General features: G+C 36.4%; 15 protein-coding genes. 9 read left to right on the top strand and 6 right to left on the bottom strand.

Annotated features, from left to right (window positions below):
• Window positions 1-126: 126 nt before the first annotated feature.
• Window positions 127-2,094, bottom strand: a complete 1,968-nt coding sequence (ltaS, locus tag ACFFIS_RS10940) for a lipoteichoic acid synthase (protein ID WP_390187522.1) — start codon at window positions 2,092-2,094, stop codon at window positions 127-129.
• A gap of 234 nt (window positions 2,095-2,328) precedes the next feature.
• Here ltaS and ACFFIS_RS10945 point away from each other — a divergent pair, with 234 nt between their 5' ends.
• The 3 genes from ACFFIS_RS10945 (at window position 2,329) to ACFFIS_RS10955 (ending at window position 5,648) form a co-directional block, all read left to right on the top strand.
• Window positions 2,329-3,195 carry a YitT family protein gene (locus tag ACFFIS_RS10945; protein WP_320381203.1) on the top strand — a complete coding sequence of 289 codons (867 nt, stop codon included), beginning with the start codon at window positions 2,329-2,331 and terminating at the stop codon, window positions 3,193-3,195.
• 314 nt (window positions 3,196-3,509) lie between these two features.
• Complete coding sequence (locus ACFFIS_RS10950; protein ID WP_390187524.1) at window positions 3,510-5,456, top strand: aconitate hydratase; 1,947 nt, start codon at window positions 3,510-3,512, stop codon at window positions 5,454-5,456.
• Between the two features lie 21 nt (window positions 5,457-5,477).
• Window positions 5,478-5,648, top strand: a complete 171-nt coding sequence (locus ACFFIS_RS10955) for a hypothetical protein (RefSeq protein ID WP_320381204.1) — start codon at window positions 5,478-5,480, stop codon at window positions 5,646-5,648.
• A gap of 230 nt (window positions 5,649-5,878) precedes the next feature.
• Here the strand turns inward: ACFFIS_RS10955 and ACFFIS_RS10960 are convergent, their stop codons facing one another.
• On the bottom strand, window positions 5,879-6,514 hold the full coding sequence (locus ACFFIS_RS10960; RefSeq protein WP_390187525.1) for a spore coat protein: 636 nt from the start codon (window positions 6,512-6,514) through the stop codon (window positions 5,879-5,881).
• A 159-nt stretch (window positions 6,515-6,673) separates the two neighbouring features.
• Here ACFFIS_RS10960 and ACFFIS_RS10965 point away from each other — a divergent pair, with 159 nt between their 5' ends.
• The 4 genes from ACFFIS_RS10965 to ACFFIS_RS10980 all read left to right on the top strand — a co-directional run bounded on the left by ACFFIS_RS10965 (window position 6,674) and on the right by ACFFIS_RS10980 (window position 10,826).
• Entirely contained in the window at window positions 6,674-6,928 is a 255-nt protein-coding gene (locus tag ACFFIS_RS10965; RefSeq protein WP_320381205.1) for a hypothetical protein, read from the top strand.
• 3 nt (window positions 6,929-6,931) lie between these two features.
• Window positions 6,932-8,281, top strand: a complete 1,350-nt coding sequence (locus ACFFIS_RS10970; RefSeq protein WP_390187528.1) for a tripartite tricarboxylate transporter permease — start codon at window positions 6,932-6,934, stop codon at window positions 8,279-8,281.
• A 105-nt stretch (window positions 8,282-8,386) separates the two neighbouring features.
• Window positions 8,387-9,697, top strand: a complete 1,311-nt coding sequence (locus tag ACFFIS_RS10975) for an alpha/beta hydrolase family protein (RefSeq protein ID WP_390187530.1) — start codon at window positions 8,387-8,389, stop codon at window positions 9,695-9,697.
• 181 nt (window positions 9,698-9,878) lie between these two features.
• On the top strand, window positions 9,879-10,826 hold the full coding sequence (locus tag ACFFIS_RS10980; RefSeq protein ID WP_390187532.1) for an MBL fold metallo-hydrolase: 948 nt from the start codon (window positions 9,879-9,881) through the stop codon (window positions 10,824-10,826).
• Window positions 10,827-10,975: 149 nt separating this feature from the next.
• Here ACFFIS_RS10980 and ACFFIS_RS10985 read toward each other — a convergent pair whose 3' ends face one another.
• The 4 genes from ACFFIS_RS10985 to ACFFIS_RS11000 form a co-directional block, all read right to left on the bottom strand.
• Window positions 10,976-11,368, bottom strand: a complete 393-nt coding sequence (locus ACFFIS_RS10985; protein ID WP_320381210.1) for a hypothetical protein — start codon at window positions 11,366-11,368, stop codon at window positions 10,976-10,978.
• A gap of 201 nt (window positions 11,369-11,569) precedes the next feature.
• Window positions 11,570-12,601 carry a tRNA 2-selenouridine(34) synthase MnmH gene (gene mnmH / locus ACFFIS_RS10990; protein ID WP_390187534.1) on the bottom strand — a complete coding sequence of 344 codons (1,032 nt, stop codon included), beginning with the start codon at window positions 12,599-12,601 and terminating at the stop codon, window positions 11,570-11,572.
• Window positions 12,602-12,677: 76 nt separating this feature from the next.
• Window positions 12,678-13,730, bottom strand: coding sequence for a selenide, water dikinase SelD (selD, locus tag ACFFIS_RS10995; RefSeq protein ID WP_320381211.1), 1,053 nt, complete (start codon window positions 13,728-13,730; stop codon window positions 12,678-12,680).
• 159 nt (window positions 13,731-13,889) lie between these two features.
• On the bottom strand, window positions 13,890-14,651 hold the full coding sequence (locus ACFFIS_RS11000) for an exodeoxyribonuclease III (protein ID WP_390187535.1): 762 nt from the start codon (window positions 14,649-14,651) through the stop codon (window positions 13,890-13,892).
• A 438-nt stretch (window positions 14,652-15,089) separates the two neighbouring features.
• On the opposite strand from ACFFIS_RS11000, the gene modA reads away from it, so the two are divergent.
• Window positions 15,090-15,884 carry a molybdate ABC transporter substrate-binding protein gene (gene modA, locus ACFFIS_RS11005; protein ID WP_390187536.1) on the top strand — a complete coding sequence of 265 codons (795 nt, stop codon included), beginning with the start codon at window positions 15,090-15,092 and terminating at the stop codon, window positions 15,882-15,884.
• Window positions 15,865-16,545 carry a molybdate ABC transporter permease subunit gene (modB, locus tag ACFFIS_RS11010; RefSeq protein WP_320381214.1) on the top strand — a complete coding sequence of 227 codons (681 nt, stop codon included), beginning with the start codon at window positions 15,865-15,867 and terminating at the stop codon, window positions 16,543-16,545. Before modA ends, modB begins: the two co-directional genes overlap by 20 nt.
• The last annotated feature ends 355 nt before the right edge of the window (window positions 16,546-16,900 follow it).

Here is a 16,900-nt window from a genome sequence, read left to right on the forward strand (position 1 = left end):
ACTTTAATTCTACAGGGAAACTCACTTGTTTTCTATTTTTACTAATACTAAAAATAGTGTTAGTGAATTTTTATCACCAACACTATTTATTGTAGAGCCCCCTTTGTTTTGTCTCTCGTTGTAAATTTATTCACTCTCTTGTTCTGATTGAACAGGAGGATTTTCTGTTTCTGATTCATCTTTCCCATACTTATACTGAGTAGGGTCAACCGGTTTCCAATCGTCATTTGGTTTATAAAAACGGAGTAAATCACCAAATACTAACTTATCGGAAAGAGCTAATTCATGTTCAACTTGCTCTCTTAATTCCTTCATTTCTTCAGTAGGTTCGATTTCTTCTCCCGTTTTATTATCATAGTATGTTCCTGAAATCATACTATAGTCAGTCGTAATAAATGTTCCATTACGGAATGGGATGAAGTCTTTGTGATCCTTAGAAAATATATCTGTACCAAATTGGATATAATCTTGTGCTCGGATTCCCATTAAGTGTAATAATGTTGGCATAACATCCATTTGGCCGGCGTACTCGTGATTAATTCCCTTGCTTTCAACACCAGGGATTTTAATGATTAAAGGCACGCGTTGTAGTTGTGCACTCTTAAATGGTGTAATTTCCTCACCTAGAAGTTCTGACATTGCTCGATTATGGTTTTCAGAAATTCCATAGTGGTCACCATAAAGTAAAATAACTGAGTTGTCATATAGACCAGCTTCTTTTAAATCGTGGAAGAACTGTTCTAATGATTCATCTAAATAACGTGCTGTTTGGAAGTAACGGTCTACTGATTTGTCACCTGTTTCGGCAGGTGCAATTGTCGTCTCATCTTCATCAATTAAATATGGGTGATGGTGAGTTAATGTCATAGTATGTGCATAAAATGGTTGCTTTAATGATTGAAGCATTGGGATAGACTCTTTAAAGAATGGTTTATCCTTTAGTCCATAGTTAATGACATTATCTTCACTCATATCATAATAAGATGCGTCGAAATATTCATCGATTCCAAATTGCTTGTAAATCTCATCGCGGTTCCAAAATGATTTATAGTCACCGTGTAAAACGGCTGATGTGTAACCGAGTTTCTGATCTAAAATTGCAGGTAATGCTTGATACGTATTTGTACCTTTCGTAAAGAATGCAGCACCTTGTGGTAGCCCATATAACGAGTTGTCTAAGATAAACTCTGCATCCGCTGTTTTCCCTTGCTCTGTTTGATGGAAAAAGTTATCAAAATACGTAAAACCTTGACTTTTATCGTGTACTAAAGAATTCAAAAATGGTGTAACTTCTTCACCATGAAGTTTATAATCTATTAAAAATGATTGGAAAGATTCTAGGTGAATTTTAATAATATTTTTCCCTTTAGCAACACCAAATAATTCTGGGTTTGGTTCAGCAAACTTATTTTTTGTGTAGTTCTCAACCTCTGTAATGTCACTACTATCTGCAAATACACGTTGAGAAGACGTTTTTAAGTTTTGAATTGCATCATAAATTGCAAAGTTGTAAGCCCCAAGATATTTCACAATATAGTTACGGTCGAAAGATCTTTTTAATAATTGTGGTCGATCTGCTTCAGCCATTCCTAAGTTAATAGAAAAAGCGATGATACCTGTCATTAAAACGAGTACAGGCTTTTTCCAATTGATGCGTGTTAAAGACCAATTTTTACGAGACCATACATACAATGCAATTAATACGATAATATCAAGCGTATAAAATAAATCATGCCATTCTATTAAGTTAGCAATACTGCCACCTAAACTACCAAAGTTACTTGTTTGTGTAAGCGTCGGTAGCGTAATATAATCAGTATTGAAACGATAATAAACAACATTTGCATAAAGGAAGAAACTCATTAAACCTTCAATTATAATAATCCAAATGCCCGCTCTTTTTCCTTTGGCAAATAATGCGATGCCAAGAAAAATTAATGCGGAACTAAGTGGATTAAAAAATAAGAGAAATTGTTGTACACCATTTTTAACATCTAAGTTGAATTCATTTAAATAAATTATATACGATTTTAGCCAAAGTAAAGTCACTGCTACAAAGAAAAATCCCATCTTTGTTGATAATGCTTTCTTCACTTTGATTCACCTCTGTTAATTTTTATAGTCAAGAAAAGTCTATAAACAAATTTTAACAATAAGTAATTTTAACGCATAATCACCAGAACATCAATAGCTAGTTTACATTTTTTACTTGGGAAAGTATACCTAATTGAATATCTTATGGTAAAATAAGCTTTGTTGCAAATTTCGACATATATAGGAAACACGATATATAGAACGGAAATGATAGGATATAGAAGGAGCAATAATATGAAGAATTACATACGTAAGGAACGGTTAAAAGATTATCTACTCGTGATAATTGGTGCATCCATTGTAGCTATTGCCTATAATTTATTTTTATTACCAGCTAAACTTGCCGCGGGTGGTCTTTCAGGAATTAGTACCATTTTATATGAACTATATCATTATAGCCCTGCACTTACACAGATGCTTATGAACATTCCTATTATTATTCTTGGATGGTTCATATTAGGTTCAGATTTTAGTGGTAAAACAATAGTCGGCACATTTTGGGTTCCTCTTGTTATTTGGTTAACAAAAGATATTCCATTTACGATTACGAATCCCCTGTTGGGAGCGATATACGGTGGCGTAATTTTGGGAACAGGACTTGGGATTGTTTATATCGGTAATGGGTCAACGGGTGGAACTGCTGCTATTGCACAGATTATTAAGAAGTTTACAGGTAAATCTAGTGGGATTTCGCAGCTTATTGTAGATGGCGTTGTTGTGACAGCGTCATTAATTGTCTTCGATTTGGAAACGACGTTATTTGCGCTGTTAGCCATTTATGTAACAAGTAAAACAATTGATTTTGTACAATTAAGAACTTCAGCCTCCAAATTGATTTTAATTATTACGGAAGAGGAAGAGAAAGTTCAAACGCTTATTAAAGAAGGAATTGACCGTGGTTTAACAAAGGTACAATCTGTTGGTGGCTATACAAATGAACATAAAACAATGATCTTATGTGTTGCAGAGCAACAAGAAGCAGTGGAATTAAAAAAATTACTGCAAGAAGAAGTACCAGCAGCATTCGTCATTTTCTTAAATGCCTCTGAAATTTTGGGGAGAGGTTTTACGTTAGATAAGTATGATGGACAAAAATTATAATGAGGGCTAAAAAGACTTTCGATAGATGAGAGTCTTTTTTTATCGCATTTACCTGCTGTTAGGCGCTCACTTCAATAAGTCGTAGGATGTAAAAAAATGCTAAGCGGGAGATCAATAGCGAGTAAAATTCCGGTTCGTTCAACTTACAATTAGTAGAGGTATTTTGGAATAACCTTATTGCTCGAGTGTTGCTTTATTGTAACTTACTTATTAAAAAATGAGTGGAATTCATGACATAACATAATGAGACAAATAATATTCTTTTTTCTTCATATACTATATAGTGGATTGGTTTATTTTATAGGAGGGATGGGATGGCATTAAATATTACACAACAGTTAATTAAAAGTCATCTCGTATCAGGAGAGATGAATCCCGGTGAAGAAATAGGGTTAAGGATTGATCAGACATTGACGCAAGATGCAACAGGGACACTCGTTATGTTGGAATTAGAGGCAATGGGATTAGAACGAGCAAAAACGGAAGCATCCGCTCAATATGTCGATCATAATTTAATTCAGGAGGATAGTAAAAATCCTGATGATCATTTGTTTTTGGAAAGTGCATCAAAAAGGTTCGGGTTGTATTATAGCCGCCCAGGAAATGGTGTGAGTCATCCCGTACATATGCAGCGCCTAGCTAAGCCTGGTAAGACATTGCTCGGTTCAGATAGTCATACTTGTGCAAACGGATGTATGGGCATGCTGGCAATGGGTGCGGGAGGAATTGATGTAGCTCTAGCAATTGCAGGAGAGCCATTTTATGTAAAAATGCCAAAAGTATGGGGGATAAAATTAACAGGGAAACTACCAGATTGGGTAAGTGCGAAAGATGTTATTTTAGAATTGTTACGTCGTCATGATGTAAAAGGTGGCGTAGGAAAGGTAATTGAATACTATGGACCTGGACTAGATGAATTAAGTGCAATGGATCGTCATGTCATTGCGAATATGGGGGCAGAGCTTGGGGCGACAGGTACTGTTTTTCCATCTGATAAAGAAATTAAACGTTTTTTAAAAGAGCAAGGTCGTGAAAAGGATTGGGTAGAACTGAAAGCGGATAAAGGTGCATCATATGACATCGATGAGGAAATTAATTTATCCGAATTAGTTCCGTTAATTGCGAAGCCAACAAGTCCAGGAAATGTTGTTCCGGTAAGTGAAATTGCTGGAACACCAATTTATCAATCTTATATTGGGTCTTCAGCAAACCCAGGATATCGTGACTTTGCAGTTGCGGCGGAAATTGTCAAAGGACGTCGTGTAGCGGATGGTGTTTCATTTGATATTAATCCAACTTCTAGACAGATGCTTACTGATCTAGTGAAAGAAAGTCATATTGCAAGCCTTTTGCAAGCGGGTGCGCGCTTGCATCAAGCTGGATGTAACGGATGTATTGGGATGGGGCAAGCACCAGCAACAGGTAGAAATAGTTTACGAACAACACCAAGGAATTTCCCAGGTCGTTCAGGAACGAAAGAAGATAGTGTGTTTTTATGTAGTCCAGAAACTGCAGCAGCATCTGCATTAACTGGTAAAATAACCGACCCGAGGACATTAGACTTTGCCTATCCAGAAGTAAAGGATCCAAAAAAGCCTACGATTGATGTGAATTTACTTGATCATCCTTTACCGTTAGAAGAAGCGAAAAAGACGAATATCGTAAAGGGACCAAACATTGCGTCGATTCCAGAAATGGATGAGATGCCAGATGAACTAGCTTTACCAGTCTTACTGAAAATGGGAGATAATATTTCTACGGATGAAATACTGGCTGGTGGAGCACGTGTGTTACCTTATCGTAGTAATCTACCAGAGATTAGTAAATTTACTTTTGAAATTGTCGATGATACGTATTACAAGCGAGCAAAGGAGACGGTTGAACAAACAGGCCATGCAGTAATAGGCGGATTTAACTATGGGCAGGGGTCAAGTCGTGAACATGCTGCGTTAGCACCACGATACTTAGGTTTAAAAATCGCTTTGGTAAAGGACTTTGCGCGAATCCATTGGCAAAACTTAGTTAACTTTGGTATTTTACCGCTAACATTTGTTAACGAATCAGACTACGACTTGCTAGAACAAGGGGATGTATTAAAGGTAACTGGTTTACGCAATAAAGTTAAACAGGGTGGAGCATTTTCATTAACAGTCCAAGGGAAAAATATTGATATAAAAGTAATGCAAGCATTGTCTGAACGTCAAAAGGAAATCATGTTAAAAGGTGGCATTATTAATTGGGCAAAAGAACGTAGTACATGATGTTGAATGGAGGTTTTAAACATGGCGATAAAAGAAACATGTAAAGCATGTCACGGAACTGGCATGCTTTCCGATGATGAGGGCTGGCAATATAAATGTAGTGTCTGCCATGGTGATGGCATCATTCAAGAGGGTTCAGAAAAGACAGTGCGTGTTATGTTAACAGACGATAATAATCGATTGCTCGATTGAATCAATATCATAATAGGCCTTTTAAAATACAAAGGTTACGAAATAGGGAATACTCCTGTTTTTAAACACATTAAAGCCGCATGAAATCAAGTTAAATCATGATTTCATGCGGCTTATTTCTGCTTATCTACGGCTTAGTCCTGACATTGTACGTAGCTGTTTGTTGCTATTTTTATTAAATAGATTCATTTTGAATGTGTCCAATAACCTAAAAATGGCATGGAAGTGGTCTAATGCATCATTGTGCCGCCTTGTATTGGAGCAAAGCCGTTTACATAATTTTGTGTATCTTGCTGCGTAAGTTGTGGTACTTGGTAATATTGTTTTTTATTTGAATACAAGAATAGCTCATAGGCCATCTCAATGATATTAGGAATACTGTCAGCAAAGATTCTTCTTAAAACTGGGTTTGTACTTTCTAATGCTGCATCCGTGAATGCAGTAGCACATGATTTTAAACCACCCATCATAAAGCCAGAAATACATTGGTCATTAATTTCGTTAACAGATTGGGCTGGTGCTTTTGGCTGAGTTGGCTTCGTACCGTATACGACATCATTGTTTTCGTTCATTTCATATACTTGTGTTTTTACCGCAGGGTCTTGTCCAGATTTAAGTGTTTCAATTATTGTGTTGTACATTTGTGACTTAAAGGATTTATGACGTTGTAAAATTGATTTCAATTCAGGGTCTTGAATGTGCTGTTCATAAAACAGTGATTGTTCCAATGCACCAACGAGTCCACCTACAGCTTCATGTGCATCAAAAATTTCATGACCACCATGATTCATTTGTGGGGGCATGTTTGTGGAGTTTTGAAAATATTGATTTTGACCTTGATTTTGATTTTGAAATTGCATATTCATCCTCCTTTGTAATCATTATTATTTTTCACTTATTTGGGTAAATTATTCTTTAAAGAAAATGAAAAGAAATGAATGATAGCTAAAAATCAGAGGCAAAAGTTTCAAGTATTTGTGAAATAATTGTATAATATGTTCATCTTTGCACATGGGGGTAATGAAATGAAGGAAGAAAATGAATTAGAACAAACACCTAAAAATATAGAAGTGTGGGAGGATGTTGTTCGAATAAGGGATTTAATTATAAGCTTAACGATATGCAGTGTCACAACGATGGTTGGATATTTAATTGCTGCAAATGACCCTGCTCGTTCACTTACTTTTGGATTAATTGGAACCGCTGTCGGATTTATTATATGTAGTATGATAATCAAGCCAAAGCGAAAATTTACATATGTTGAAAATGAGGAGGAGTAGCAAATGGATGTGACATTAATTTTGCAGTTAGTTGCTGCCTCCGTTTTTGGTGCGGTTCTATATACAATTATTGGGATTGCACCCGGTACTGATGAAACAGCGGTACTTGCACCAGTAACACTTGTATTAGTATTTATGGGGTTGGAGCCAATTGTTATTCTGGCATTTTTTATTTCAGCAATTGTAGCGAAGAAATTGACCGACTCTATCCCGGTAGCGGTTGCGGGGATTCCCGGTGGTGTAATGGCTGCACCAATGGTTGATCATGCAATGGTCTTAAAAAAATATGGCCTACCTGATATGAGTATTCGAAAGATGGCTTCAGGATCTGTTATCGGTACAATCGTTGCGGTTCCTGCAAGTTTATTATTAGCAAGCTTAATTGCACCTTTTGGAAGCGGAATCGCAGAGTATGCGGGGCCAATCTTTTTTGGTGGAGCCGTCTTTTTAGCGTTGATGACTAAAAATCGCATACTGGCTCTTGCTTCCATTTTACCGTTTGCTTTACTTATTCAAGGATTAAGGCATTTATATTGGGAAATTGGTATTATTCCAAAGGATACAACTGTTTTTACTTCTTTCTTTTTAGGAATTACAATCGGGCCCGTTATTTTAAAACTATTTGAATTATTAAATCGGGATATTCGGGACAAGCTACCAAGGTTTGACAAAAAGGAAATCAAAGTAGTAAAAGATCAGAAGGTAAGTGGCTTTCCAAATCCATTTAAAATTTTAGATAAAAAAGAAGTTGGTACAACAGCGGTCGCATCATTAGCAGGGGTTTTAACTTTCTTTATGAGCCCAGTTGGTATGACCATTTTCCTAGGGGAGACATTGACTAACTTTGTGAAAGACCCGATAAAGAGGGCCTCACGTGCTATTTCAGCGATGGATGGATTAACAAATGCAACTTATATTGCAGGTACATTGGTTCCGCTTATTGCAATAGGTTTACCACTTTCTCCAATGGCATTGGGACCAGCAATTGCACTTTTTAAAGCACCACCTGTTTTTACAGAAGAACATAACTTACATCATCTTTTATCCATGAATGAGTTTATTATTGCGACGGTTGTAGGTGCTGCCATTGCGATTGCTTTAACGTATTACGTAACAGTAAAGTATTCACAACAAATTTGTACATTTGTTTTTAAATACATTCCACATGAGGCTTTATTAGGTGTGTTCTTTGCCCTTGTAATTATGCTCGCATATCGCGATGCAGGCTGGATTAATATAGCGGGAGTATTACTTGTTGGAATCGTTGCGGGAACATTGCATAGATGGGGAGTAAACTATGGTGTGCAGTTTATGGTACTCTATTCTGCACCATGGCTATTGGGTTTATTTTGATATGAAGGTAAAGCATATAACTTAACCGAATTTTACATTGAAATGAAACTAAATTAGTTTAGATATCGTACGAATAGTTAAGATGAGATTTTGAGGAGGTATATTTTGCTTCGTATACATAAAAAAGGTTTATTTCTTTTCATGCTTACACTACTGCTGTTATTGATTGGATGTCAAGACACGAAGAAAGAGGATAAAATAAGGAACGATATTGCTGGTCGATGGACCGGAGCAATTCAAGTTCCTAATCAGCCACTAGAGATAGAAGTGACTTTTTCAGAGGATAATGAATGGAATGGCGCGATTACCATCCCTATTCAAGGAGTTGAGGATTATCCATTTAAAAAGGTGGACGTTAGTCAAGGCGATATTACTTTTACAATGGAAATGAATGGACAACTTTTAACTTTTGAAGGGGAAATAAAAGATGCAGAAATGAAGGGTTCATTTACGCAACAAGGACAAACCTTTCCATTTGAACTGAAAAAAGGAAAACAGACTTCCGAAAAAGAAGTGGAAGAAGAGGGGCAGTTTCTTTCTATTGAGACGGATTATGGAACACTTTATGGTGAATTAGCAATTCCTAAAAATGATGGCCCCTTTCCAGTTGTTTTGATCATTCCTGGTTCAGGTCCGACTGATCGTAATGGAAATTCGCTAGGAATAACGAATAATAGTTTGAAGATGGTAGCGGAGGAATTAGCTGAAAATGGTGTTGCTAGCTTACGTTACGACAAACGTGGAGCGGGAAAAAATCAATTGACAAATATAAAAGAAGAAGATCTTGATTTTAATCAGTTTGTTGAAGATGCGACATTATGGGTGAGGGCATTGAAGGAAGATGAACGTTTTACAGATGTCGGAATCATTGGTCATAGCCAAGGATCTTTGGAAGGCATGCTAGCTGCCCAAAAGGCGGATGTGGATCTCTATATTTCTATTGCAGGTGCTGGGAGAACGATTGATCATATTTTACATGACCAATTAAAAGACCAATTGCCTCCTGCGTTACTGAAAGAAAGTGATGAAATAATGCAGAAGCTTAAAGAGGGAGAACAAGTCACCAAAGTAAGTCCGGAATTGGACAGTTTATTTCGAACATCTGCTCAACCTTTTTTAACTTCGTGGATGAGTTATGATCCTACGAAGGAAATAAGAAAGCTAAAAATGCCTGTAATGATAATCAATGGAACACATGATGTCCAAGTTAATGTCCATGAGGCAGAACGCTTGAATGAAGCAAAATCTGATGCAAAATTACTTTTAGTTGATAAAATGAATCATATTTTAAAAGAAGCACCGGATAATTATGAAGAAAATATTGCAACTTATTCTAATCCAGATCTACCCTTAGCGGACGGGTTGATGAATGGGATAATTACGTTTTTGAAGGAGAATCATTTTATCGGAAGTTAACTGGCTATCAGATCCCCCACTTCAGGAATCCATTTATTTAAGTATGATAAGTGGGGGATCAACAGTAGTGAAAACACTGGAATTAACCTTATCAAATAAGTCTGAAAATAAAGGTAATGACTAGTTGTGTAGCATTATGTTAAGCTATATATAATAGTAATGATGATGGAGGGGGATTCATTTGCATAAAAAACAACCGTTATCTTTAACAGACCGTATAGCGTTAATTGATGGATTTGATATGGGAGTCGCCAATCGAACAGGGACCTACGTAATAAAAGAAGAACAGTTAACATTGATTGAAACGGGGCCAAGTCCGTCAGTGCCGTATATTAAGCAGGGGTTGGCAGATTTAGGCTATTCACTTGATGAAGTGAAATATATTATAGTGACACATATTCATCTAGATCATGCTGGAGGCGCAGGGGTTCTTTTAAAGCAGTGCCCGCAAGCTAAAGTTGTCGTTCACCCAAGGGGAAAAAGACATCTAGCTGATCCAAGTAAACTAATTGCAGGAGCAAGAGCGATTTACGGTGATCGTTTCGCGGAATTTTTTGATCCAATTGAACCAATTCCTGAAGACAGATTACTTACAAAAGATGAAGGAGACACATTAGAAATTAGCCCAACTTGTACGTTGAAATTTTTAAATACACCAGGTCATGCCAGACATCATTTTAGCATTTATGATTCTGTCAGTAATGGTGTTTTTACAGGGGATACGGTCGGAGTGCGCTACGATCAACTTATAAAGGATGGTGTCGAGCTCTTTTTACCATCTACATCACCAAACCACTTTGATCCGGAAGCAATGCACGATTCCATTGATCGTATGCTTAGAATGAAATTAGATCGTGTTTATTTTGGGCATTATGGCATGACTGAAAAACCAGAGGAAGCCATGATGCAAGTAAAGAAATGGCTTGATTTATTTGTAGAAGAAGGCGAACAAGTAATGGCTGAAAACTTAGGCTACGATGTATTATCTTCTCGGATTCAAACACATATTAAAAAGTATCTGGAAGAACGAGGGATACCTGATAAACATGAAGTATATATGCTAATAAATTTGGATATGGATGTAAGTTCACTAGGGATGATAGATTATTTTCAAAAAGTTAAACATTAAAGTTGGTAATCTGATGTGGTGAATTAATTATTAAACTTAGATATATGCAGGGGAATAGAGGAAGTATTGTTGGAAAATAGGAGAAAAAGATAAGGTAAACGCTTGGGAAACATAGAAGCCCAAGCGTTTACTATTGAATCTCCAAATAATTAATTATCCTCCTCTGTTCTCATAAATGTTAAAAGGAAAAAGATAACAAAACTAATTAATAAAATCGTACCACCAACAATGAATAAAATTGTCGTTAATGTTTGGCTTAAATCAAATGGTTTTACATAATAGAGCCACATACCAATTGTTAATCCGAATGCCCCGATGATACCTGTCCATACATGTAGTGCAGCAAGTAATTTATTTACTGGTGTGTACAATTTATAATAGATAGACCATGCAAATAAAGTTAACCAACCGACTACAAGTATATGTGCGTGAACAGAACGAAAAGCATACCCTCCAGATCCGGCCATATGTGAGCCAAGAATTGCTCCAATTAGTGCAAATAATGCAGAACAACGTAACAATGTTTTACTGTAAGTTTTCATATTAAAATTCTCCCCTCTATTCTAAAGACTATTCATTTCTTTTTACTTTACGCCATATATGTGAATGGAAGATGAATAAAATAAAATGAATAGCTAGTTAATGTTGTATAAGGTGAAAAGGAGCGGTGAAAAAAGGTCAGCCCCCTTTGATGGGAGGGCTGACCTCTTTTAACGATTCTGTCTTGAACGACGCATCGTTCGCTAGTTTATATTAGATAAATAGGAAAGGAGTTGTTCAAAAGCATCGTCTACATTTGTAGCCTCAATCATGATTTGTTCTCCCATGGAATGGTGGGAAATAGAATATTCATATCGAGGATCATAATAAGATGTGAGAAGCAAATATGTGACGGCTTGAAAATCCCCATCTTGTAAAGCTTGTTCAATTTGTTTCGCGATTGGAATGTGAATCCGTTTCTTAATATATTGAAAGGCTTCTACAAACTTCTCGGGATACTTCCAAGGCTCATAATCTGCCAATATATTTTTTATCCGTTCTTCTATTGGAAGGTGAATAAAGAACTGTACACCTTTTTCTTTTTTCTCATTAAAAAACTCGGGCAATACGACTTTGCCAATTCGTTTACTTTCTCCTTCAATAAAAATAAAAGGCTTTTCATGGAAACGATGGATTTCCTCGACGAGTAAGGAATCGAATTTTTTCTGATTACTTGGTTCCAAGCCAATTTGTCCAAAAATTGACCCACGATGTCCAGCCATCTCTTCCAAATCAATAATCGGATAACCAGCATCGGCTAATTTTTTTAAAAGAATTGTTTTTCCAGATCCAGTATAACCATTTAATACATACAGTTCTGGTGGAAAATCCCCCTTTTCTAACTCGCGGACAACCCATTGCCGATAGGAACGAATCCCACCTGATAAACGATTAGCGTGAATCCCCATTAAATCCAGAACGGTAGCAGCAGTTTTACTACGCATCCCACCGCGCCAGCAAAATACGGTCATCGGTGTGTTGATTTTTTTAAACTCGGCAATAAATTGTGGGAGTTTCTGTGAGAAAATCTTTAAGCCTCTTTCCCTCGCAGCTTCTGGGCTTATTTGCTTATAGATTGTACCTATTTCTGCTCGTTCCTCATTTGTGAATACAGGAATATTTTTACTTCCGGGTATCGTGGATTCCATGAATTCCTTTGGTGAGCGAACATCGATAAATGTATGGCCTTCTTTATGTTTTTGTAAAAGTTCCTCAAGGGAAATATCTTGAAACATGCTTTCACCTTCTAGTGTATGTTCAGAAAAGAGGATATTTACCGGAGTTTTAAAGATCCTCTTCTCATCATTGAGATTACTTCACTACAATATGATCTTTATTTTCCGTAGCTACTTTACCTATCATTTTTGCCTGTACATGATGTTCAATTAATTGTGTGAGCAACGCATCTGCTTCATTTTCTGGAACTGCTATTAATAATCCGCCTGATGTAACAGCGTCACATAATATCCATTTATCAATTTCATCCATGTCTTGTGGGAAAGTAACATCATTTGCTACGTGATTAAAATTATTTTTTGTACCGCCTGGTATAGCCCCTGCTTCTGCAAGTTCACGAACACGTGGCAAAATCGGTATATCTTGACGTGAAATTTCAATTCCGACATGACTTGCTTTGGCCATTTCTAAGGCATGGCCCATTAATCCGAATCCGGTGATATCCGTAGAGGCATGTACATTAAAATTGCTCATCACTTCTGCGGCTGTTTTATTTAGAGTCGTCATCACGTTTGTCACTTGTCTTATTTCCTCGTCAGATAGAAGGCCACGTTTTAGTGAGGTAGTCATAATACCGACACCAATCGGCTTTGTTAAAATAAGGCGGTCTCCTGGTTTTGCACCAGCATTTGCTTTCACTTCATTTGGATGAACTACGCCAGTTACCGCTAAACCGAACTTCGGCTCTTGGTCATCAATTGAATGACCCCCGACGAGTGCCACCCCTGCTTCTTTTAATTTATCGCCAGCGCCTTTTAAAATTTCAGTTAAAATATTTTTATCTAATGTCGAAATTGGAAATGCAACAATATTAAGGGCAGTTACTGGCTTTCCTCCCATAGCGTATACATCACTAAGTGCATTCGTTGCAGCAACTTGTCCGAAATCATATGGATTATCAACAATTGGTGTAAAGAAATCAACGGTTTGAACAATTGCTAATTCATCGGTTAATTTGTAAACCCCTGCATCATCACTTGTATCTAGACCAACAAGAACATTTGGATTTGGTGATTGTTGTGGAAGTGTATGCAGAACTTCTGCTAAGTCTGCAGGACCAATTTTACAACCACAGCCACCTTTTTTCGTTAATGTTGTTAATTTAACTTGTGCTGCATGTTCATTCATGTTTATCAACCTTTCATGCTTAAGTTTCTACAAATTAGTATGTCACGTTTCTAATTGAAATAGCCAATAGTTGTACATTTATAATAGATTAAAGGACTGATTAACTAGGAAAGTATTTGTAATCATTCGCGATTAAAGCTTGAAGAAATGGCGAGATTTCTATTCTAAATTTAAACCTATATCTAACATAATCGGACAATGATCGCTCCCCATAACGTCTGCGTGGATTTGTGAATCATTTAGTAATGAACGGAGTCGTTCGGAGACGATAAAGTAATCAATCCGCCACCCTATATTACGTTCACGGACTGTTTTCATGTATGACCACCATGTATAAAGGCCCTCCGTGTCTGGATGAAAGTGACGTAATGTATCAATAAAACCACTATTTAATAGACGTGTCATTTTTCCACGTTCTTCCTCAGTAAAACCTGAATTACCCATATTTGTTCTAGCATTACGTAAATCTATTTCACGATGCGCCACATTTAAATCACCACAATAGATAACAGGTTTTTGATGATCTAATTCTAGCAAGTATTGATATAATCTTTCTTCCCAGTCTAAACGAACATCGAGCCTAGCCAAATCACGCTGAGAATTTGGTGTATATACATTTACTAAATAAAAGTCATCATATTCTAAAGTAATCATTCGTCCTTCAGGTTCCGAATTATTTTCCATTCCATAGGAGATAGAAATCGGCTCCTTTTTTGTAAATATAGCGGTACCAGAATAGCCCTTTCGTTCTGCGTAGTTCCAATATTGATGGTAACCTTCCAAATCTAAATCTATTTGTCCCGCTTGCAGCTTTGTTTCTTGTATGCAAAAAATATCGGCATTCATTTCATGAAAATAATCGAGAAATCCCTTTCGGACACATGCGCGTATACCATTTACGTTCCACGAAATAATCTTCATTATTATCCCCTCAAATATAGCTATTTAGACATTGTCTAGTATGATTTGTGATACAAATCGAATATGATAATTTTATCACAAATAATGGAGAATATGTTTGATACGGCTTATGAATGAAGGATGTTATGATAGAATCAAATGAAATAAAGATTTCTAGGGTGTGGAAAAACATGAAAAATATTATTAGTAGAAGATGATAAGACGATTGCTGCAGCGCTTGCATATTCGTTGCAACAGGAACAATATGTTGTGCAAATTTGTCATGACTTTGTTTCTGCTAAAATTTAACTCAGTTATTTTACCTCATCTACTATAAAATAATGTTGCATGCCATATCTTTTCTGACTTAGTAAGTCATACTAATCGTATATGATAATTAGTTATAATAAGATATAAATAGTGATAACGGGTTATAAAAAATATGAAAGGGTGTGGGAAATGCAAACGTATTTGCGGGCTGGAATCGTTCTTTTAAGTATTTTGCTTGTGTTAGTTGCTTGTTCGAATACGGAAAATGAAAATAGGCAAAAAAAGAAGAAAGAAGTACATATAACCATTTCCGCGGCTGTTAGTTTAAAAGAATCGTTGGAAGAAATCGAAATGATATATGTAAAGGATCATCCAGAGGTAAAGCTTGATTTTAATTTTGGAGGTTCAGGGTCTTTGCAACAACAAATCTCTCAAGGGGCACCAGTTGATATTTTCTTTTCCGCAGCGGAAGATAAGTTTGACTTATTAGTAGATGATGGAGCGATAGCGAAAGAAGACGGAGTGGATTTATTGAAAAATGAACTTGTGCTAGTTGTTCCAAAGGGAGATATCTCACGGATTGCAAGTTTAGAAGATGTGACGAAAGATGAAGTTGGAAGAATATCTATTGGAACACCGGAAACGGTACCTGCTGGAAAGTATGCAAAGGAGTCATTGGAAAGTTTACATATCTGGAATAGCGTACAAGAAAAAACCATTTATGCAAAAGACGTGCGGCAGGTACTTTCTTATGTGGAAACAGGAAATGTTGAAGCGGGACTTGTTTATAAAACAGATGCGCTTGTGTCAGAGAAAGTTGTTATTGCTGCATCCGTTGATACAGATACACATGCATCAATCGTGTATCCAGTTGGAGTCTTAAGGAAGTCAAAACAATATGAGGCTGCAAAGGAATTTTATGAGTATTTACAATCTGCTGCAGCGTTAAAGGTATTTGATAAATATGGTTTTATTACAGAGTAATTCATCATTAGAAACATTTATGGAGCCTGTTTGGCTATCTTTAAAAGTTACACTTGTAGCAGGAATGGTAGTTGTAATACTTGGAACTTTAGTGGGAAGATATTTGGCAAGAAAATCATTTAAAGGGCTTTCTGCTATTGAAACGTTCATGATGTTACCAATGGTTCTTCCGCCAACTGTTGTTGGATTTTTTCTAATCATCCTATTTGGTAAAAATAGTATATTTGGTAAGGCGGTAGAATGGCTTTTTCATCAACCAATTATTTTTACATGGTGGGCTGCAGTCATTGCTTCAATTGTTGTTGCATTTCCACTTATGTATCAATCTGCTAAATCTGGCTTCCAAGGGGTCGATCAACATATTGAAGAGGCCGGGCGGGTAGATGGTGCTTCAGAATGGCGGATTCTCCAATCGATTTCTATTCCATTAGCGTCGAGGGCACTGATTTCAGGAGCGATTTTAAGCTTTGCCCGTGCATTAGGGGAATTTGGTGCAACACTCATGTTTGCAGGAAATATACCTGGAAAAACGCAAACAATACCAACTGCAATTTATGTTGCAATTGATTCTGGAAATATGCAGTTAGCATGGCTCTGGGTTATTGCAATTGTTGTGATTTCATTTATAATGTTGTTTTTTGTACGGTCGCGGGATAGTTAATGAATTTCGTCTGATTAGGAGATACAAAGGAAATATTTCATTTATATGCCTTGTTTTTTTATCATAGGGTAAGTGACGTAAGGTCTTTTTAAAAATAATAGTAAAAAAAGTTAAATATGTATTGACATTGGAACTGTATCAAGCATATAATACAGCTAATAAGTGTATTATGTGCCTGATACAGTTTATTGTTATATTTTTTTGACTATCATGTATGGTGTGCACCATACAGTTATGAGAAGTTTCTTTAACTAATGTGTATGAAGTATGTCATACAGTTTGGCCTTCATTATTTAAAATAAATGAATGAGGTGTTTTTTTAACTAATATGTACTAAGTGCTTAATACACAAAAA

The sequence above is a fragment of the Paracerasibacillus soli genome (assembly GCF_042432965.1).
Lineage (GTDB): Bacteria > Bacillota > Bacilli > Bacillales > Amphibacillaceae > Paracerasibacillus > Paracerasibacillus soli.